Consider the following 20,955-nt stretch of genomic DNA (forward strand, 5'->3'; position numbering starts at 1 on the left):
ATCGACAGGCCCATATTCCCTCTTTCCAGGACAGGCTCTTATGTTTGATAAACGTCACCGTATCACTCTTTTATTTAATGCCAATAAAGCCTACGACCGCCAGGTGGTTGAGGGCGTGGGTGAATATTTGCAAGCGTCGCAATCTGAATGGGATATATTCATCGAGGAAGATTTTCGCGCGCGTATTGATAATATTAAAGACTGGTTAGGCGACGGTGTTATTGCCGATTATGACGACGATGACATTGCGCAATTACTTGCCGATGTCGATGTCCCCATCGTTGGCGTCGGGGGTTCGTACCATCTTGCTGAACATTATCCACCGGTCCACTACATTGCCACCGATAACCACGCGTTGGTAGAAAGCGCCTTTCTGCATTTGAAAGAAAAGGGGGTGAACCGCTTTGCTTTTTACGGTCTACCACCTTCCAGCGGCAAACGTTGGGCCGAGGAACGTGAATATGCCTTTTGCCAACTGGTCGCGAAAGAAAAATACCGTGGCGTGGTCTATCAGGGCCTGGAAACTGCGCCAGAAAACTGGCAACACGCGCAGAATAGGTTAGCCGACTGGTTGCAAACTCTGCCGCCGCAAACCGGGATTATCGCCGTCACCGACGCACGTGCGCGGCACGTTTTGCAGGCCTGTGAACACCTGCATATTCCGGTACCGGAGAAGCTGTGCGTCATTGGCATTGATAACGAAGAGCTGACCCGCTACCTGTCGCGCGTAGCGCTATCCTCCGTTGCTCAGGGTGCTCGCCAGATGGGCTATCAGGCCGCAAAACTCCTGCACCGCGTGCTGGCGAACGAAGAGCCGACGCTGCAACGTATTCTGGTGCCCCCGGTACGCGTCGTGGAACGTCGTTCAACCGATTACCGTTCACTCAGCGATCCGGCCGTTATTCAGGCGATGCACTTCATCCGCAACCACGCCTGTAAGGGCATAAAGGTCGAACAGGTACTGGACTCAGTAGGGATTTCGAGGTCGAATCTGGAGAAGCGTTTTAAAGAGGAGGTCGGGGAGACCATCCATGCGGTGATCCATGCCGAAAAGCTGGAGAAAGCGCGTAGCCTGTTGATTTCCACCACACTTTCCATAAACGAAATTTCGCAGATGTGCGGTTACCCGTCTCTGCAGTATTTCTATTCTGTGTTCAAAAAAGAGTATGACACGACGCCAAAAGAGTATCGCGATGTGAACAGTGAAGTGTTGTTGTGATGGGATGTGTTGCCGGGTAGCGGCTGCGCCTTACCCAGCCTACGAGTCATCTTGTAGGCTGGGTAAGCGTAGCGCCATCCGGCGCAGGTAACTACATATGCGCGGCGATTAAGCGCTGGTTATCCTGGTACATCGCGAACAGATAGTTGTTGTAGCTCTTCCCTTGGGTGGAATACCCCTTCAGCTTATGAATCATCGCCGTGGCGGTGACTTCCTGATCGGTTTTACGCAGCTGAGCGCGTGACTTACGGAAAGAAGAGTATGCCGGATGCGTATTCAGATTAATGACGTAAGCCGTCACTGACTCTTTCACCGAGTCAAACTGAGAGTAGCCTTTCACCTTACCCGGTGCATTGGTGCAACGACCTTTGACACATTTCATGCCAAACAGATTATTGTTGCTACGCGCCAGCTTCGACGTACCCCAGCCGCTTTCTGCCGCAGCCATGGTTGCCACCATACTGGTAGGGATAATATCCACGCGCTCAAGCAGCGTGTTCCACGGAATTTTACGCGTGTTGCCAGACCAGCTCACCTTGTAGCGTTTGGCGATATCTTTCATGCGCGCACGCTCGCTCGGCGACCAGCGATTCTGGTACTGCTTTGAAATCAGCCAGTTACGTTCAGCAGTAATGGCCGCATTTTGACTAGTAATGTAAGGCATAACCGTCCGGAGAAACGCTTTTTTCCTTGGTGTTCCGGAAGGGTATTTTCGCAAATCAGGAAGTGAACTACTCTTTGCACTATTGCGAGAATACTCTTGTTTACTGCTTACCTGTGTATTACTTGTCTTGGTTGCCTGGGGCTTCTGACTCGTTGTTGCCGTGTGTGTCTTTGCCAGCACCTCACCGGAAAATGCAATGGTGAGTAACATTAGAATCATGGCCCCATATCGTCGAATGGGAGTCAATATCATTAGGTCTCCTGGTCGGATTTATACATTCCAACACCTTATATTTTTCATAAAAATGAGAGATGAATCTCAAATCATAGCAAAAATAGCCGTCAAGAGCACCCAAAGGAATAGTCCAATTCCGAAACTATGTCACGCGCTAACGGTTAAGATTGGTATTAATTCGAAGAAAATGCGGGTGTTATCGCAAAATAATGCCGTTTTTTGCGCACGATCGCTCACCCTCACGTCTCATCCTGGCGGAATCCACCCAAAGGATGAGTCTCCGACCGTAATTCGCTGGCAAACTGGCTAAAATCGCAGCATTCAGGACAGCGTTATGAAACTTGCCGCCTTTGCGCTGGCGCTTATGCCAGGCATCACCATCGCCTCGTCATGGACTTCTCAAGGGTTCCCCACCTTCGAAGTGGAGGGTACGGGTAAGTTTGTCAGCCATGCAACGTTGACGAAGGGTACCCGTCCTTTAATACTAAATTTTGACCAACAGTGCTGGCAGCCTGCCGAAACCATTAAACTCAACCAGATGCTGTCGCTAAAACCTTGCACAGGCGAGCCACCACAGTGGCGTTTATTCAAAGACGGTAGTTACACGCTGGAAGTGGATACCCGCTCCGGCACACCAACGCTGATGCTCTCAGTAGCAAGTGCCGTTGAACCAGTGACCAGCCAGATTCGCCAGTGTCCGAAATGGGATGGCTCACCGCTGACGCTGGATGTGAGTCAGACTTTCCCTGAAGGTGCCGTGGTGCGTGATTACTACAGCCAGCAGACGGCAATGGTTAAGCACGGTCAAATCACCCTCCAACCCGCAGCCAGTAGCAACGGGTTATTACTGCTTGAACGCGCAGAAACAGACGCCCCTGCCCCCTTCGACTGGCATAACGCCACGGTGTATTTCGTACTGACGGATCGCTTTCAAAACGGCGATCCGACCAATGACCACAGCTACGGTCGCCACAACGACGGCATGCAGGAGATTGGGACGTTTCACGGTGGCGATTTACGTGGCCTCACCAGCAAACTCGACTATGTGCAACAGTTAGGCGTTAACGCCCTGTGGATCAGCGCTCCGTTTGAGCAGATTCACGGCTGGGTAGGCGGTGGCACCAAAGGGGATTTCCCCCACTACGCCTATCACGGTTATTACACGCAAGACTGGACCACGCTTGATGCCAATATGGGCAACGAGGCCGATCTGCGTGCGCTGGTCGATGGCGCTCACCAGCGCGGTATCCGCATTCTGTTCGATGTGGTGATGAACCATGCCGGTTACGCGACGCTGGCCGATATGCAGGCTTATCAGTTTGGCGCGTTATATTTATCGGGCGATGAATTGAAACATACGCTCGGTGAACACTGGACGGACTGGAAGCCCGCCGCCGGACAGAGCTGGCACAGCTTTAATGATTACATCAATTTCAGTGATAAAGCCGCCTGGGAAAAATGGTGGGGGAAAAATTGGATCCGTACCGACATCGGCGACTACGACAGCCCCGGTTTTGACGACCTGACGATGTCGCTGGCCTTCCTGCCCGATCTGAAAACCGAGTCCAACACGCCTTCCGGGTTACCGGTGTTTTACAATAACAAACCGGATACCCACGCCAAAGCCATTGCGGGCTACACGCCACGAGATTATCTGACCCACTGGCTCAGCCAGTGGGTGCGCGACTACGGGATTGACGGGTTTCGGGTCGATACCGCCAAGCACGTCGAACTTCCCGCCTGGCAGCAGTTGAAAACCCAGGCCAGCGCAGCGCTGGCCGAATGGAAGAAAGCTAACCCGGACAAAGCGCTGGATGATAAACCCTTCTGGATGACCGGCGAAGCCTGGGGTCACGGCGTTATGCGCAGTGAGTATTACCGCCACGGCTTTGATGCGATGATCAATTTTGATTATCAGGAACAGGCGGCCAGCGCCGTCGACTGCCTGGCCAATATGGATCTCACCTGGCAGCAGATGGCGGATAAATTGCAGGATTTTAACGTCCTGAGCTATCTCTCATCGCACGACACGCGCCTGTTCCGCGAAGGTGGAGATAAAGCCGCCGAGCTGTTGCTACTGGCACCGGGCGCGGTGCAGCTGTTTTACGGTGACGAATCCGCGCGTCCTTTCGGCCCGACCGGCTCAGACCCTTTACAAGGCACGCGATCCGATATGAACTGGCAGGATGTCAGCGGTAAATCGGCCGCCAGCGTCGCACACTGGCAGAAAATCAGCCAGTTCAGGGCCAGACATGCCGCCATCGGCGCTGGTAAACAAACTACGCTGACGTTGAAACAAGGATACGGATTTTCCCGCGAGCACGGTGACGACAAAGTGATGGTCATTTGGGCAGGTCAGCGCTAATCTCACCAGGCTTCTCGTACCCGGTGGGGCGGGAAGCCTGATGCAAAACAAAAAACCAGCCTGTCACAAATCCACAGCACAAAGCGTCAATTTAGCCTTACCAGCCTGATTTGCACCCCGCCATAGGTAGCGCTATGGTTAGCCACTTTATTACTCAGCTCGACAGACCACCTGCTATGACATTCTCACTTTTTGGCGACAAATTTACCCGCCATTCAGGCATCACCCGCCTGATGGAGGACCTCAACGACGGTTTACGTACGCCCGGCGCGATCATGCTTGGCGGCGGTAACCCGGCGCAAATCCCACAGATGCAGGAGTACTTCCAGTCTCTGCTGACCGAGATGCTGGAAAACGGCAAAGTCACTGATGCGCTTTGTAATTATGACGGTCCACAGGGGAAAACCGAGCTACTGGCCGAACTGGCCACGCTGCTGCGCGAGAGGCTGGGCTGGGATATCGAACCACAAAATATTGCACTGACAAATGGCAGTCAGAGCGCGTTTTTCTACTTGTTCAATCTTTTCGCCGGACGTCGCGCCGACGGTACCACCCGTAAAGTCCTGTTCCCACTGGCGCCGGAATACATTGGCTATGCCGATTCCGGGCTGGAAGAGGAGCTCTTCGTCTCTGCGCGCCCGAATATCGAGCTGCTGCCGGAAGGCCAGTTTAAGTATCACGTTGACTTTGAACACCTGCACATTGGCGAAGAGACCGGCATGATTTGCGTGTCACGCCCCACCAACCCGACAGGCAATGTGATCACAGACGAAGAGTTATTGAAGCTGGACCGCCTGGCCAATCAGCACGGTATTCCGCTGGTTATTGATAATGCCTACGGCGTCCCGTTCCCCGGCATTATCTTTAGCGAAGCCCGTCCGCTGTGGAACCCCAACATTGTACTGTGCATGAGTCTTTCCAAGCTCGGGCTGCCGGGCTCGCGCTGCGGTATTATTATCGCCAATGAAAAAATCATCACGGCTATCACCAACATGAACGGCATTATCAGCCTTGCCCCCGGCGGCATGGGACCGGCAATCATGTGCGAGATGATTAAGCGCAACGATCTGCTGCGTCTGTCAGAGACCGTGATCAAACCGTTTTATTATCAGCGCGTTCAGGAGACCGTGGCGATCATTCGCCGTTACTTATCCGAAGAGCGCTGCCTGATCCACAAACCGGAGGGGGCGATTTTCCTGTGGCTGTGGTTCAAGGACTTGCCTGTCACCACCGAGCTGCTGTATCAGCGCCTGAAAGCACGCGGCGTGTTGATGGTTCCCGGTGATTACTTCTTCCCGGGGCTGGATAAGCCGTGGCCGCACACTCACCAGTGCATGCGGATGAACTACGTTCCGGAGCCGGAGAAAATCGAGGCTGGCGTGAAGATTCTGGCTGAAGAGATAGAACGCGCCTGGCGTGAAGGTTGACATAAATCCCGACCCCCATGTGGGTCGGGACTCACTTAATCGCGAACGGTAAAGCCTAGTTCATTCGAAATTGCCTGTGCGGTTTCCCGCAGTGGTTTGAGTAGATTCTTCTCCCCGACCTGCTTCAGACGCGAGGTGGAGAGTGAAATCGAGACCGAATACGGCACGCGGCCATGAATATCAAACACTGGCACCGCAATGCAGGACACGCCCAACTCATTCTCTTCCCGGTCCATCGCCATACTGCTTTCACGGATTTGCGCCAGCTCATCGTACATCGCCGGTAAACCGGTGATGGTATTGCGAGTCAGCGGCTGAATCAGATCCTGGTGGCTCTCCCAATAAGAAGCCACATAGTCCGGATGACCAAACGCCATATAAATTTTGCCCATCGCCGAGCAATACAGCGGCATATGCTGGCCGATATAGGCACGGGTACGCAGCATACCGGTAGTGGGTTCCAGCTTATAAATCAGAATCGCGTGGTCATCTTCACGGCTGGAAAAATTTATCGTTTCACCCGTGGCGATGTTCAGCGCTTCAAGGTGCGGCGCGGCAACATGGATGATATTCAGCGATGAAAGCGCCTTCTGCCCAACGGCGATAAATTTGGTGGTCAGGCGATAGCTGCCCGCCGCAGGAGCTGGCGTCACGTATCCGCATGATTGCAGCCCTTGCAGCAGTCGGTGCACGGTACTTTTGTTCAGTCCCGCCAGTTCAGACAGGTGTGCCAACGGGCAACCGTTCGGATAGTTGCTCAGGATCTCAATCAACATCAAACCACGAAACAGGCTCTGACTTCCGGCTGGCCTCTCTTTTTCTTGCGTCATCTCATTTTCTTTTGTGCCCATCGCTTCCGCTCCCCTTTTTGTCGCGCTCTGATGGTAGCGCAAAGTGTGTTTCAGTTCACGATCTGAACCGAAAAAACATAACTATTTGATTTTGATAATTTTAAAAAACAGGTCACCCCGTTGATCTGTCAAAATTTGATCGCTATATTTGAAATCAGATTTCGCATAGTGAAATTTAGAGATAAAAAAGCGATCAAATTTAATTAAGGAAACAGGAATGAAAGTCACTTTTGAGCAGTTGAAAGAAGCGTTCAATCGGGTACTGCTGGCGCGGGGTATTACCGTTGAAACCGCGGATGCCTGTGCTGAAATGTTCGCACGTACCACCGAATCCGGCGTCTATTCGCACGGCGTGAACCGTTTCCCTCGCTTCATTCAGCAACTGGATAACGGCGACATCATTCCTGAGGCCAAACCACAGCGCATTACCAGCCTGGGCGCGATTGAACAGTGGGATGCTCAACGCTCAATTGGCAACCTGACCGCGAAAAAGATGATGGACAGGGCCATCGAACTGGCCTCCGATCACGGCATTGGCCTGGTGGCGCTGCGTAATGCAAATCACTGGATGCGTGGCGGCAGCTATGGCTGGCAGGCGGCAGAGAAAGGTTACATCGGTATCTGCTGGACCAACTCCATCGCCGTGATGCCTGCGTGGGGCTCTAAAGAGTGCTGTATCGGCACCAACCCGCTGATTGTCGCCATCCCATCAACGCCGATCACTATGGTGGATATGTCGATGTCGATGTTCTCCTACGGCATGCTGGAAGTTAACCGTCTGGCCGGTCGTGAACTCCCGGTGGATGGCGGGTTTGACGATGAGGGTAATCTCACCAGAGAACCTGCCGTTATCGAGAAAAATCGCCGCATTTTGCCGATGGGTTACTGGAAAGGTTCTGGTCTGTCGATCGTGCTGGACATGATTGCCACCCTGCTTTCAGACGGTGCTTCCGTTGCCGAAGTCACCGAAGACAACAGCGATGAGTACGGAATTTCACAGATTTTTATCGCCATCGAAGTCGACAAGTTGATCGACGGCGCATCCCGCGACGCCAAACTGCAGCGCATTATGGACTTCATCACCACCGCTGAACGCGCCGATGAGGACACGCCAATTCGTCTGCCCGGCCACGAGTTCACCCGCTTACTGGAAGAAAACCGCCGCAACGGGATCACCGTTGATGACAGCGTGTGGGCCAAAATCCAGGCGTTATAAGGAGATAAACCATGATCTTTGGTCATATCGCTCAGCCGAACCCGTGTCGTCTGCCGGCCACCATTGAGAGGGCACTCGACTTTCTGCGCAGCACGGACTTCAGCAAACTGGAACCCGGCGTGGTGGAGATCGACGGTAAAAGCATCTTCGCGCAGGTTATCGATTTAACCACCCGCGACGTTGCCGAAAATCGCCCTGAAGTCCATCGCCGCTATCTGGATATTCAGTTTCTGGCCTCGGGTGAAGAAAAAATCGGTATTGCCATTGATACCGGGAATAACCAAATCAGCGAATCGTTATTAGCACAGCGCGATATTATTTTTTATCACGACAGTGAAAATGAATCTTTCTTTGAAATGGTTCCGGGAAGCTACGCCATATTTTTCCCGCAGGATGTTCATCGTCCCGGATGCCATAAAACGGTAGCAACACCGATCCGCAAAATAGTGGTTAAAGTGGCAATAGATACTTTATAGAAAATTATTTTCAGGAGCACAAAATGAACGTAAAGCATGCCGGTTATATTATCGGTGCGTACCCCTGTGCACCCTCATTTCACCAACAGAGTGAAGAGGACGAGACGGAATTCTGGCGACAACTCTCCGATACCCCCGATATCCGCGGCCTGGAGCAGCCTTGTCTTGAACATCTTCACCCGTTAGGTGATGAATGGTTATTACGCCATACGCCGGGTAGCTGGCAGATCGTAGTGACGGCGATTATGGAGACTATGCGCCGTCGCGGTACTAACGGCGGCTTTGGGCTGGCATCGAGCAACGAAAAGCAGCGTAAAGCCTGCGTGGAGTACTATCGCCATCTTCACCAGAAAATCACTAACATCAATGCCGCCAACGCCGGGAAAGTCATCGCGCTGGAGCTACATGCCGCCCCGCTGGCGGGGAATCCGAACGTCGCTCAGGCCACCGAGGCGTTTGCTCGTTCACTTAAAGAGATTGCCAACTGGGACTGGTCCTGTGCGCTGGTTCTGGAACACTGCGACGCCATGACCGGCCCCGCACCACGTAAAGGTTTCCTGCCGTTAGAAAACGTGCTGGAAGTCATTACCGACTACGACATCAGCGTGTGTGTTAACTGGGCGCGTTCCGCCATTGAAGGGCAGAACACGACCCTGCCACTGGCCCACACCCGACAGGCCAAACAGGCTGGTAAGCTGGGGGCTCTGATGTTCTCCGGCACCACGTTGACGGGAGAATATGGCGAATGGCAGGACTTACACGCCCCGTTTGCCCCTTTCTGCCCACAAAGCCTGATGACCACCGATCATGCCCGCGAACTATTCACCTGCGCAGGTACCGATCCATTGCAATTTGCCGGTATTAAATTGCTGGAAATAAATGCCAATGCAGATGTGAACCGCCGCGTAGCGATATTACGCGACGGCATTGCTGCATTAAACAAAGCAAAACTATAAAAATACGACCCTACGAGAATATTAATATGAACATGACCTCTCGCCCTACACTCAATGATATACCCCGCCAGCGCTGGTTGAGAATTATTCCGCCAATTCTGATCGCCTGTATTATTTCGTATATGGACCGCGTCAACATCGCTTTTGCGATGCCCGGAGGAATGGATGCTGAGTTAGGTATTTCCGCCACCATGGCAGGACTGGCTGGCGGCATTTTCTTTATCGGCTATCTGTTTTTACAGGTTCCCGGTGGAAAAATTGCGGTTCACGGCAGCGGTAAGAAATTTATCGGCTGGTCGCTGGTTGCATGGGCAGTGATCTCCGTTCTGACGGGATTGATCACCAATCAGTATCAACTGCTGGTTCTGCGCTTCTTACTCGGCGTGGCGGAAGGCGGTATGTTGCCCGTGGTGCTGACGATGATCAGTAACTGGTTCCCCGATGCCGAACGTGGTCGTGCTAATGCGATTGTAATTATGTTTGTACCGATTGCCGGGATCATTACCGCCCCGCTCTCCGGCTGGATCATTACGGTTCTGGACTGGCGCTGGCTGTTCATTATTGAAGGTCTACTCTCTGTGGCTGTGCTGGCACTGTGGGCCTATACCGTCTATGACCGTCCACAGGAAGCCCGCTGGATTTCAGCCGCCGAGAAGAACTATCTGGTCGAGACCCTGGCTGCAGAGCAAAGGGCGATTGCCGGAACCGAGGTGAAAAACGCCTCTCTGAGCGCGGTGCTTTCTGACAAAACCATGTGGCAACTTATCGCACTGAATTTTTTCTATCAGACCGGGATTTACGGTTACACCCTGTGGCTGCCTACCATCCTCAAAGAGTTGACCCACAGCAGCATGGGACAGGTTGGCATGCTCGCCATTCTGCCTTACGTCGGCGCCATTGCCGGGATGTTCCTGTTCTCCACCCTCTCTGATCGTACTGGCAAACGTAAAGTGTTTGTTTGCCTGCCACTGGTTGGCTTTGCCCTGTGCATGTTCCTCTCAGTAGTGCTGAAAAATAACGTCTGGCTGGCCTACTCCGCGCTGGTTGGCTGCGGGTTCTTCCTGCAATCGGCGGCGGGCGTGTTCTGGACCATTCCGGCGCGTCTGTTTAGCGCGGAAATGGCAGGCGGTGCGCGTGGCGTCATCAACGCGCTGGGCAACCTCGGCGGTTTCTGCGGTCCTTACGCGGTCGGCGTGCTCATCACTCTCTATAGCAAAGATGCGGGTGTTTACTGCCTGGCTATCTCACTGGCGCTGGCCGCACTGATGGCATTACTGCTGCCGGCAAAATGTGATGCAGGTGCAGCCCCGCTAAAAGCACTGAATCCACATAAACACACTGCGTAAAACCCCGCCCGGCGGCGCTACGCTTACCGGCTCTGTAAACACCCGTAGGCCGGATAAGCACAGCGCCATCCGGCAAAAATGAGATACAAAAGATGAGTAAGAAAGAGACCTTCTGGCTGGGTATCGATTGTGGCGGTACGTATCTGAAAGCCGGTTTATACGACGCTAAAGGTCATGAACACGGAATTCACCGGCAATCGTTGCAGACGGTGTCGCCCTTGCCGGGTTACGCCGAACGTGACATGCACCAACTCTGGCAGCACTGCGCAGCCACCATTGCCGGACTCTTACACCGCACCGGCGTATCGAGCGAACAAATTCAGGGTGTCGGTATTTCTGCTCAGGGTAAAGGGCTCTTTCTTCTCGACAAGCAGGATAAGCCGCTGGGCAATGCCATCCTCTCTTCTGACCGCCGGGCGATAGACATCGTCCAGCGCTGGCAACAGGACGGGATCCCCGAACAACTCTACCCGATCACTCGTCAGACATTGTGGACCGGGCATCCCGCGTCTCTACTGCGCTGGGTAAAAGAGCACGAACCCCAGCGCTACGCGCAAATTGGCTGCGTGATGATGGGACATGACTACCTGCGCTGGTGCTTAACCGGCGAAAAGAGCGGCGAAGAGAGCAACATCTCCGAATCCAACCTCTACAACATGGCGACAGGCCAGTACGACCCGCGCCTGACCGAGTGGCTGGGCATTAGCGAAATAAATAATGCGCTGCCGCCCATCGTCGGCTCAGCAGAAATATGCGGGGAAATCACCGCTCAGGCAGCCGCCATCACCGGTCTGGCGGCGGGTACGCCCGTCGTCGGCGGTCTGTTTGATGTGGTTTCCACCGCACTCTGCGCCGGTATTGAAGATGAATACACCCTCAACGCGGTAATGGGTACCTGGGCGGTCACCAGCGGGATTGCTCACGGCCTGCGCGAGCATGAGGCCCATCCTTATGTCTATGGCCGCTACGTCAATGACGGGCAGTACATCGTTCACGAAGCCAGCCCGACCTCTTCCGGCAATCTGGAGTGGTTCACCGCCCAGTGGGGGGAGATCTCTTTCGATGAAATTAATCAGGCCGTTGCCAGCCTGTCAAAAGCGAGCAGTGAGCTCTTTTTTCTGCCGTTTTTGTACGGCAGCAACGCCGGGCTGGAGATGACCTGCGGTTTTTACGGCATGCAGGCGCTGCACACCCGCGCGCATCTATTGCAGGCGGTTTATGAAGGCGTGGTGTTCAGCCACATGACCCATCTCAACCGCATGCGTGAACGCTTTACCGAGGTTCACACCCTGCGCGTGACCGGCGGTCCGGCGCACTCCGACGTCTGGATGCAGATGCTGGCGGACGTCAGCGGCCTGCGCATTGAACTGCCGCAGGTGGAGGAGACTGGCTGCTTTGGCGCCGCGCTCGCCGCCCGCGTCGGCACCGGCGTATATCGCGATTTCAGCGATGCCCAACGCGACCTGCAGCACCCGGTGCGCACGCTGCTGCCGGACATGACCGCGCACGCCCTCTATCAGCGCAAATACCGCCAATACCAGGATTTGATTACCGCACTACAGGGCTATCACGCCCGTATTAAGGAGCACGCATTATGAGCCGACCATTACTGCAACTGGCGCTCGACCACACCAGCCTGGAAGCAGCCCAGCGCGATGTTGCCCTGCTACAGGACCATGTCGATATCGTTGAAGCCGGGACCATTCTCTGTTTAACCGAAGGCCTTGGCGCGGTGAAAGCCCTGCGCGCGCAGTGCCCGGAAAAAATCATCGTCGCCGACTGGAAAGTAGCCGATGCCGGTGAAACCCTGGCGCAGCAGGCTTTTGGCGCTGGCGCCAACTGGATGACCATTATCTGCGCCGCACCGCTCGCCACAGTCGAAAAAGGCCACGTCGTTGCCCAGGCCTGCGGCGGTGAAATTCAGATGGAGCTGTTCGGCAACTGGACGCTGGACGACGCCCGTGACTGGTATCGCGTCGGCGTTCGCCAGGCGATTTACCACCGCGGACGCGACGCGCAGGCCAGCGGGCAGCAGTGGGGCGACGCGGATCTGGCGCGCATGAAGGCGCTGTCCGACATCGGCCTTGAGCTGTCGATTACTGGCGGCATTACCCCTGCCGACCTGCCGCTATTCCGCGACATTAACGTCAAAGCATTTATCGCCGGACGCGCGCTGGCAGGCGCCGCCCATCCGGCGCAGGTCGCTGGCGAATTCCACGCCCAAATCGACGCCATCTGGGGAACACAGCATGCGTAATCATCCCTTAGGTATTTACGAGAAAGCACTGGCAAAAGACCTCAGTTGGCCGGAACGGCTGGTGCTGGCGAAAAGCTGCGGCTTTGATTTCGTCGAAATGTCAGTGGATGAGACCGATGAACGCCTGTCGCGCCTGGAGTGGACGCCAGCCCAGCGCGCATCGCTGGTCAGCGCCATGCTGGAAACCGGCGTTGCCATCCCCTCCATGTGCCTGTCAGCCCATCGTCGTTTCCCTTTCGGCAGCCGCGATGAAGCCGTTCGCGAACGGGCGCGCGAAATCATGACCAAAGCCATTCGCCTGGCGCGCGATCTCGGTATCCGCACCATCCAGCTGGCAGGTTACGACGTCTATTACGAAGAGCACGACGACGGCACCCAGCAACGCTTTGCCGAAGGGCTGGCGTGGGCGGTGGAACAGGCTGCCGCCGCGCAGGTAATGCTGGCGGTGGAGATCATGGATACCGCCTTCATGAACTCGATCAGCAAGTGGAAAAAGTGGGATGAGATGCTGTCGTCGCCGTGGTTCACCGTCTACCCGGATGTCGGCAACCTCAGCGCCTGGGGGAACGACGTCACCGCCGAACTGCAGCTGGGTATTGACCGTATCGCCGCCATCCACCTGAAAGACACGCTGCCAGTGACCGCAACGCATCCGGGTCAGTTTCGCGATGTGCCGTTTGGTGAAGGCTGTGTGGATTTTGTTGGCATCTTTAAAACGTTGCATGAGCTGAACTATCGCGGCGCATTTCTGATTGAAATGTGGACCGAAAAAGCCAGCGAGCCGGTGCTGGAGATTATCCAGGCGCGACGCTGGATAGAAGCGCGGATGCAGGAAGGAGGATTCACATGTTAGAGCAACTAAAAGCCGAGGTATTAGCGGCAAACCTGGCGCTCCCGGCGCATGGTTTAGTCACCTTTACCTGGGGCAACGTCAGCGCGGTGGACGAAACGCGCACGCTGATGGTGATCAAGCCTTCCGGCGTCGAGTATGAGGTCATGACCGCCGCCGATATGGTGGTGGTGGAGATCGCCAGCGGTAAAGTCGTCGAAGGCAGCAAGAAACCGTCTTCTGATACGCCAACCCATCTGGCGCTGTATCGCCGCTATCCGCAGATCGGCGGGATCGTGCATACCCATTCCCGCCATGCGACGATCTGGTCGCAGGCCGGTCTCGATCTCCCCGCCTGGGGCACCACCCACGCCGACTACTTCTATGGCGCGATCCCCTGCACCCGGCTGATGACTGTCGAAGAAATTAACGGCGAGTATGAGTATCAGACCGGCGAGGTGATTATTAAAACCTTTGAAGAGCGCGGTCTCGATCCGGCGCAAATCCCGGCGGTGTTAGTTCATTCACACGGTCCGTTTGCCTGGGGTAAAGATGCCGCTGATGCCGTGCACAACGCCGTGGTGCTTGAGGAGTGCGCCTATATGGGGTTGTTCTCGCGTCAGCTGGCCCCGCAGCTGCCGGATATGCAGTCTGAACTGCTCGATAAACACTATCTGCGTAAACACGGCGCGAATGCCTATTACGGGCAAAACTGATGCTGAATTAAGCCTCTTCTGAACAGAGGAGGCTTAACCTACGCCGAATTAATATGCTCTTTGCAGTAGCGACGCTTCCACGCCGCCGGGGTCAGGCTGGTGTGCGTGCGGAAAATTTTGCGAAAATAACCCACATCGTTAAATCCACATTTAAACGCCACCTCGGTCAGCGACAGCGAATCACTGATCAACAACTTTTCTGCCGCCCTCACCCGTTGGCGATGCAACGCTTCGGTTAACGTCAGCCGAAAAACACCCCGGAATACACGTCCCAGATAATCTGCGTTGCAATGCAGCTCTTTCGCCAGTGTCGAAGCGGAAATCGGCAGGTGAAATTGAGTATGAATCATTTGCTGCGCTTTCCACGCCAGCGCATTACCGGGCGTATCGGCAGGTTGTTCGCTGGCGGCGGCGGATATTTGCTGCAAAATCAGCAACAGGATCAGCTCCAGCGCAACGCTGCGGTGGATATTCTCCTGCTCACGTAAAAACTGGCGAAACAACGAAATAATATAGTGTGGCTCGCTGACCCGAGTCTGTTGCGGGATAGAAAGCAGCGCTTCAGGCGGCGAAACACGCTCGCCGGATGTCACCTCAAAATGCAGCCAATAAAATTTTAAATCGGGCGGAAATTGTCCCACGCCGACATGTAAACGCTGCGGCCACAGCAGCAAACTCTCTCCGGCCTGCACGCTAAAAATAGCGTTCCCTTCACGAATCGTTAATGTCCCTTTTTCGACAAAGATAATTTCCCAGGAATGAAGTTGCCGCGCCGGATGACTTCCCACGCCACGAGAAATAAACAGCCCGCCATTTTGTACCTTAATCGGAAGTGACATGGATAATTCAAGCATAACTATTCAATTTCCCGCTTTTAACACCCTAAAAACCTGCCTTCACCTTTGATTATTCACGATAAAATAGTATCTCGCCGGATCGAAATCACACTTTTTCAATAAAGTCGGAATTGTCATCTTTTTATACTTTTCCCTTCCCTTGTTGGTCTGTGTATTTGGTGCAGAATAAATAACGTACTTTGCAAATGACACAATAAAAGCCCGCAGTTAGCGGGATATTTCTCCGAACATCCTCTCCGGGAGTTATTTATGACTTCGGCTCCGATTACGACCAACGATTTGGCACAACGTACACAAGACGACAAATTATCTCTGCGTGAAAAAATAGGTTACGGGTTAGGCGATGCAGGCGGGACGGTTATTACCTGTCTGATCATGAACTTCCTGACCTTTTTCTATACCGATATATTTGGCTTAACCCCTGCGCTGGTCGGTACATTGTTTATCGCCCTGCGCGTGTTTGATGCGATTTCCGACCCCATCATGGGCGTTCTCGCTGACCGCACGCAAAGCCGTTGGGGGCGCTTTCGCCCCTGGCAGCTGTGGGTCGCGATTCCCATCGGCATTATTGGCGTGCTGACCTTTACCGTGCCGGACGCCAGCATGGGGGTAAAAATCGCTTGGGCATTTGGCACCTATCTGCTGCTTTCCGTCGGCTATACCGCGATCAATGTGCCGTATTGTGCGCTGATCAACACCATGACGACGCGTCACAATGAGGTGATCGCCTGCCAGTCCTGGCGCTTTGTGCTGTGCGGCGTCGCCGGGTTTTTAGTTTCCGTCGGCCTGCCGTGGATGGTGGAGATACTCGGGCAGGGCAACGCCGCGCAGGGGTATCAGTTTGGTGTGGGCATCCTGTGCGCCATCGCAGTCGTCATGTTTCTGTGCTGTTTCTTCTGGGTGCGCGAGCGGGTACCGCTGGCGATGATGGGGAAATTTACGCTGCGCGAACACATCGGCGGGCTGCGTAAAAATGACCAACTGCTGCTGATGCTGGTGATGTCCTTCCTGCTGATCAATGTCTTTAATATTCGCGGCGGCGGGTACATGTATTTCATTACCTACGTGCTGGAAGGCAGTACCGCTTACACCTCACTGTTTTTCACCATGGTCACCTTCGCCTCGATCATCGGTTCAGTGGTGGTTAGCCCACTGACGCGACGCATCGACACCGTCAAACTCTATTACTACACCAACCTGATCCTGGCGGCGCTGGCTGCGCTGATGTGGTTTCTGCCCACCGGTCCGGCGCACCAGACGCTATGGCTGGCGGTGATTCTCAGCAACGGCATTATTCTCGGCTTCACGCTGCCGCTGCACTTCTCGCTGATGGCCTTTGCTGACGATTACGGCGAATGGAAAACCGGCGTGCGTTCCTCCGGCATGAATTTCGCCTTCAACCTGTTTTTCATCAAGCTGGCCTGGGCCTCCAGTGCCGGGATCATCAGCGTGTTGTTTATTTTTGTCGCCTATCAACCTGGCGCTGGCAACCAAACCGCCAGTTCGCTGCAAGGTATTACCGCCATGGAGACGCTGCTGCCCGCCCTGTTCCACCTGTTGCTGGCGCTGTCTATCCGCCTTTGCAAACTCAATAACCCGATGATGTCGCGCATTGCTACCGATCTGCGTCAGCGTCATGTACAGCCTTAAGGAGCACGAAATGAACGCACAGGAAGTCGACCTGCATAAGCTCACGGTCAGCGATCCGTTCCTCGGACAATACCAGCAACTGGTGCGCGACGTGGTGATCCCCTATCAGTGGGATGCGCTCAATGACCGCATTGCAGAAGCCGATCCCAGCCACGCCATCGAGAATTTCCGCATCGCGGCAGGTCAGCAATCCGGTGAGTTTTACGGCATGGTATTTCAGGATAGCGACGTGGCCAAATGGCTGGAGGCCGTGGCCTGGTCGCTGTGTCAGAAACCGGATACCGAGCTGGAAAAAACCGCCGATGAGGTGATTGAACTGGTCGCCGCCGCCCAGTGCGAAGATGGCTATCTCAACACCTATTTTACGGTGAAGGCCCCTGAAGAACGCTGGACGAATCTGGCCGAATGTCATGAACTGTACTGCGCGGGTCACATGATAGAAGCGGGTGTGGCCTTCTTTCAGGCGACGGGAAAACGCCGCCTGCTGGAGGTGGTATGCCGTCTGGCAGACCATATCGACAGCGTTTTTGGACCCGGTGAAAACCAGCTGCACGGCTATCCCGGACACCCGGAAATCGAGCTGGCGTTAATGCGATTGTATGAAGTCACCCAGCAACCGCGCTATATGACGCTGGTGAATTATTTTGTTGAGCAGCGTGGCACACAGCCGCATTTCTACGATGAAGAGTACGAAAAACGCGGGCGCACTTCCTACTGGCACACATACGGCCCGGCGTGGATGGTGAAAGACAAGCCTTACAGCCAGGCGCACCAGCCAATATCTGAACAGCAAACCGCCGTCGGTCACGCCGTGCGCTTTGTCTACCTGATGACCGGTGTGGCCCACCTGGCCCGCTTAAGCCAGGACGAAGGCAAGCGCCAGGACTGCCTGTGGCTGTGGAACAACATGGCCCAGCGTCAGCTGTATATTACCGGCGGGATCGGCTCGCAAAGCAGCGGCGAGGCGTTTAGCAGCGATTACGATTTGCCCAACGACTCTGTGTATGCGGAAAGCTGCGCCTCGATTGGCCTGATGATGTTCGCCCGCCGGATGCTGGAAATGGAGGCCGACAGCCAGTACGCCGACGTGATGGAACGCGCGTTGTATAACACCGTGCTTGGCGGTATGGCGCTTGACGGTAAACACTTCTTCTACGTTAACCCGCTGGAAGTCCATCCTAAATCCTTAAAATTCAACCATATCTACGACCACGTGAAGCCCGTGCGCCAGCGCTGGTTCGGCTGCGCCTGCTGCCCACCGAACATCGCCCGCGTATTAACCTCGATTGGCCATTACCTCTACACACCGCGCCAGGACGCGCTGTATATCAATATGTATGTGGGCAACAGTATGGAAATCCCCGTTGAAGACGGGATGCTGAAACTCCGCATTAGCGGAAATTATCCGTGGCATGAGCAGGTCCGCATTGCCATTGATTCGGCCCAACCGGTACATCACACCCTGGCACTACGCCTGCCGGACTGGTGCACCGCGCCGCTGGTCACGCTGAACGGTTTGCCTGTAGAACAGGATGTTCGCAAAGGCTATTTGCACATAACCCGCACCTGGCAGGAAGGGGATACGCTAAGCCTGACGCTCCCAATGCCGGTGCGTCGGGTATACGGTAACCCTCTGGTTCGCCATGTTGCCGGTAAGGTCGCCGTTCAGCGCGGGCCATTAGTCTATTGTCTGGAGCAGGCGGATAACGGCGAAGAATTGCATAACCTGTGGCTGCCAAAAGAGAGTGAATTCAGGGTCTTTGAGGGGAAAGGGTTATTCAGCCATAAAATGCTGATTCAAACTGAAGGGATGAAACAAAGCGCTGATGATGCCGCGCAGCAATCGTTGTGGCACTACGATCTCTCCCCCGCTTCCCGGCAAACGCATACGCTGACGTTTATTCCGTGGTTTAGCTGGGCCAACCGTGGTGAAGGTGAAATGCGAATCTGGGTCAACGAGCAGTAATTAAACCGTGCCGGATGGCGACGCTTCACGTCTTATCCGGCCTACAACACCCATCCGCGTAGGCCTGATAAGCGAAGCGCCATCAGGCACGTATTTAAATCAGAAACGCCAGCTCACCCCTGACAGGAAAGTGAAGCTGTCATCGCGATCAACCATTGGGCTATCCTTAATATCATCCGGCAGCACGCTATAGTTGGCGCTGGCCAGCAATGTCAGGTTAGCGGTTAACGCATATTTTGCGGACAGACCGGCATACGGTGTCCAGCTATCGCCTGGGGAATAGCTGGATAACCCACTGCGGCGAGACTCATTGCCTGAGATGCCATAGTAATATTCGTTGAATTTTTCGTCGTAGTAGAGCACACCAATGGATGGCGTCAGCGTCAGTTTGCCCATCGGCATTGGACGGAACAGAGAAACTTCGCCAGCCCAACCGCTGCTGTTGTCCATTACATCCGCTGCGGCAGAGACTTTCACGCTGCCCCACTTCTCATGGTGATACCATGCGGCCCCCGCCATTGCGGTTGCGTCACGCTTGTCGAGCTGCTTCATCGCATGATCGTCGTTATCGCCTGGGTCAAACTCAAGCGGCATCCACGAAGCAGTAATGCTAAATTCATTACTTTCACTCTTCGACAGAATATAACCGAGCGTTGTTTGCCTAAAATAAAATGATTCGCCTTCATAACTGATCAGCGGTACTGCATGGACATTGTCATTGTATCCACGATAAGGAGATTCGTTATATACAGCCCCACCGCCAAGAGAAAATTCTGCGGCTGATGCACTTGCCATAAAAGACAAAGCAATTAGCGCCACAATATTGCGTTTAATTAACATGCCAACTTTCCATTTTAAAATAAGCTACAAAGCAGGCGCATAATAATGCTTACAATTTCATCAGTGCAAGGCGCATATTTATATAGTAATATATAAAATCATATATATATTGGATTCAGCGATGAACAAATTACAACTCAAACACCGGGAACTGAAAATTATTTCGGTCATTGCTGCCAGTGAAAACATCAGCCATGCCGCTACCGTACTCGGCATTGCGCAGGCCAACGTCAGCAAATATCTTGCTGATTTTGAATCAAAAGTTGGATTAAAGGTGTTTGACAGAACTACCCGACAGCTGACCCTGACGCCTTTTGGCACCGCGTTGCTGCCCTACATTAATGACATGTTAGACAGAAACGAGCAGCTGAACAATTTCATTGCCGATTATAAGCACGAGAAACGCGGTCGGGTCACGGTATATGCGCCGACGGGAATTATTGCTTACTTATCGCAACATGTTATTGCAAAAATTCAGAATATTGGTGGAATTAGCCTCTCATTAAAAACCTATAACCTGGAACGGAAAGCATTTTATGAAGGGGTCGAATTCCCTGATGATTGTGATGTTTTAATTTCCTACGCACATCCCAAAGATGAAACACTGGTTGCCAGTTTCATTACTAAATATGCGGTTACGGCTTTTGCCAGCCAGGGATATCTCGATAAACACCCCATCAGTAGCCCTGAAGAACTGGAGCAACATTCCTGTATTTTGATTGATTCAATGATGATTGATGACGCCAATATTTGGCGATTCAATTCAGCCGGTGGCAAGGAGATGCATGACTATCGGGTGACGGGGAATTACGTCTGCGACAATACGCAGTCCGCGCTGGCGCTGGCGCGTAATCATCTGGGTATTGTTTTTGCGCCCAATGAAAGCGTTCTGCGCGATGTTGAAGCAGGGACGCTGGTTCCCTGTTTCTCTGAACAGCATGAGTGGTGGCTGGATCTGGTGGCGATTTTCCGCAAGCGCGAATACCAGCCCTGGCGCGTGCAGTTTATCCTGGATGAGATGCTGGCAGAGATCCGCCAGCAACTTACTCAGGCGCTACAGCAGCCACCTGAGTAAGTAAAATAGCC

General features: G+C 53.9%; 18 protein-coding genes. 14 read left to right on the forward strand and 4 right to left on the reverse strand.

What is annotated here, in order from left to right; genetic code table 11:
- Positions 1-40: 40 nt before the first annotated feature.
- Positions 41-1,219, forward strand: a complete 1,179-nt coding sequence (gene xylR, locus QNN86_RS10115; RefSeq protein WP_181618321.1) for a D-xylose utilization transcriptional activator XylR — start codon at positions 41-43, stop codon at positions 1,217-1,219.
- Between the two features lie 91 nt (positions 1,220-1,310).
- On the opposite strand, the gene QNN86_RS10120 is transcribed toward xylR, so the two are convergent.
- Positions 1,311-2,135, reverse strand: coding sequence for a protein bax (locus QNN86_RS10120; RefSeq protein WP_096759137.1), 825 nt, complete (start codon positions 2,133-2,135; stop codon positions 1,311-1,313).
- Between the two features lie 316 nt (positions 2,136-2,451).
- Here QNN86_RS10120 and malS point away from each other — a divergent pair, with 316 nt between their 5' ends.
- Positions 2,452-4,482: an alpha-amylase gene (gene malS / locus QNN86_RS10125; protein WP_414211031.1), complete on the forward strand. Its 2,031-nt coding sequence runs from the start codon at positions 2,452-2,454 to the stop codon at positions 4,480-4,482.
- 176 nt (positions 4,483-4,658) lie between these two features.
- Positions 4,659-5,909 carry a valine--pyruvate transaminase gene (gene avtA, locus QNN86_RS10130; RefSeq protein WP_414211032.1) on the forward strand — a complete coding sequence of 417 codons (1,251 nt, stop codon included), beginning with the start codon at positions 4,659-4,661 and terminating at the stop codon, positions 5,907-5,909.
- 35 nt (positions 5,910-5,944) lie between these two features.
- On the opposite strand, the gene yiaJ is transcribed toward avtA, so the two are convergent.
- Positions 5,945-6,760 (reverse strand): IclR family transcriptional regulator YiaJ, encoded by an 816-nt coding sequence (yiaJ, locus tag QNN86_RS10135; RefSeq protein WP_096759133.1) that lies wholly within the window; start codon positions 6,758-6,760, stop codon positions 5,945-5,947.
- 217 nt (positions 6,761-6,977) lie between these two features.
- Between yiaJ and yiaK the strand changes: the two genes are divergently transcribed.
- The 8 genes from yiaK (at position 6,978) to araD (ending at position 14,556) form a co-directional block, all read left to right on the forward strand.
- Positions 6,978-7,976, forward strand: a complete 999-nt coding sequence (gene yiaK, locus QNN86_RS10140) for a 3-dehydro-L-gulonate 2-dehydrogenase (protein ID WP_181618317.1) — start codon at positions 6,978-6,980, stop codon at positions 7,974-7,976.
- Between the two features lie 11 nt (positions 7,977-7,987).
- Complete coding sequence (locus QNN86_RS10145) at positions 7,988-8,452, forward strand: YhcH/YjgK/YiaL family protein (protein ID WP_414211033.1); 465 nt, start codon at positions 7,988-7,990, stop codon at positions 8,450-8,452.
- Between the two features lie 23 nt (positions 8,453-8,475).
- A complete protein-coding gene (locus QNN86_RS10150) occupies positions 8,476-9,408 on the forward strand; it encodes a DUF4862 family protein (RefSeq protein ID WP_414211034.1) in 933 nt (310 codons plus the stop codon).
- A 26-nt stretch (positions 9,409-9,434) separates the two neighbouring features.
- The gene (locus QNN86_RS10155; protein WP_181618314.1) at positions 9,435-10,754 is read left to right on the forward strand and encodes an MFS transporter; all 1,320 of its coding nucleotides are present in this window, start codon (positions 9,435-9,437) and stop codon (positions 10,752-10,754) included.
- A gap of 92 nt (positions 10,755-10,846) precedes the next feature.
- The gene (locus QNN86_RS10160) at positions 10,847-12,352 is read left to right on the forward strand and encodes an FGGY-family carbohydrate kinase (RefSeq protein ID WP_414211035.1); all 1,506 of its coding nucleotides are present in this window, start codon (positions 10,847-10,849) and stop codon (positions 12,350-12,352) included.
- Positions 12,349-13,011 carry a 3-keto-L-gulonate-6-phosphate decarboxylase UlaD gene (gene ulaD, locus QNN86_RS10165; RefSeq protein ID WP_181618312.1) on the forward strand — a complete coding sequence of 221 codons (663 nt, stop codon included), beginning with the start codon at positions 12,349-12,351 and terminating at the stop codon, positions 13,009-13,011. The genes QNN86_RS10160 and ulaD overlap by 4 nt, the downstream gene beginning before the upstream one ends.
- Positions 13,004-13,864 carry an L-ribulose-5-phosphate 3-epimerase gene (locus QNN86_RS10170; protein WP_137362494.1) on the forward strand — a complete coding sequence of 287 codons (861 nt, stop codon included), beginning with the start codon at positions 13,004-13,006 and terminating at the stop codon, positions 13,862-13,864. The genes ulaD and QNN86_RS10170 overlap by 8 nt, the downstream gene beginning before the upstream one ends.
- Positions 13,858-14,556 (forward strand): L-ribulose-5-phosphate 4-epimerase, encoded by a 699-nt coding sequence (araD, locus tag QNN86_RS10175; protein WP_181618311.1) that lies wholly within the window; start codon positions 13,858-13,860, stop codon positions 14,554-14,556. The genes QNN86_RS10170 and araD overlap by 7 nt, the downstream gene beginning before the upstream one ends.
- Before the next feature lie 38 nt (positions 14,557-14,594).
- Here the strand turns inward: araD and QNN86_RS10180 are convergent, their stop codons facing one another.
- Positions 14,595-15,410: an AraC family transcriptional regulator gene (locus tag QNN86_RS10180; RefSeq protein WP_181618310.1), complete on the reverse strand. Its 816-nt coding sequence runs from the start codon at positions 15,408-15,410 to the stop codon at positions 14,595-14,597.
- 252 nt (positions 15,411-15,662) lie between these two features.
- Here QNN86_RS10180 and QNN86_RS10185 point away from each other — a divergent pair, with 252 nt between their 5' ends.
- A complete protein-coding gene (locus QNN86_RS10185; protein ID WP_181618309.1) occupies positions 15,663-17,063 on the forward strand; it encodes an MFS transporter in 1,401 nt (466 codons plus the stop codon).
- A 10-nt stretch (positions 17,064-17,073) separates the two neighbouring features.
- Positions 17,074-19,029, forward strand: coding sequence for a glycoside hydrolase family 127 protein (locus tag QNN86_RS10190; protein WP_414211036.1), 1,956 nt, complete (start codon positions 17,074-17,076; stop codon positions 19,027-19,029).
- 99 nt (positions 19,030-19,128) lie between these two features.
- Here QNN86_RS10190 and QNN86_RS10195 read toward each other — a convergent pair whose 3' ends face one another.
- Positions 19,129-19,869 (reverse strand): MipA/OmpV family protein, encoded by a 741-nt coding sequence (locus QNN86_RS10195; protein ID WP_181618307.1) that lies wholly within the window; start codon positions 19,867-19,869, stop codon positions 19,129-19,131.
- A 121-nt stretch (positions 19,870-19,990) separates the two neighbouring features.
- On the opposite strand from QNN86_RS10195, the gene QNN86_RS10200 reads away from it, so the two are divergent.
- A complete protein-coding gene (locus tag QNN86_RS10200; protein WP_181618306.1) occupies positions 19,991-20,944 on the forward strand; it encodes a LysR family transcriptional regulator in 954 nt (317 codons plus the stop codon).
- The last annotated feature ends 11 nt before the right edge of the window (positions 20,945-20,955 follow it).

This window comes from Citrobacter sp. C348, assembly GCF_047467975.1.
Lineage (GTDB): Bacteria > Pseudomonadota > Gammaproteobacteria > Enterobacterales > Enterobacteriaceae > Citrobacter > Citrobacter gillenii.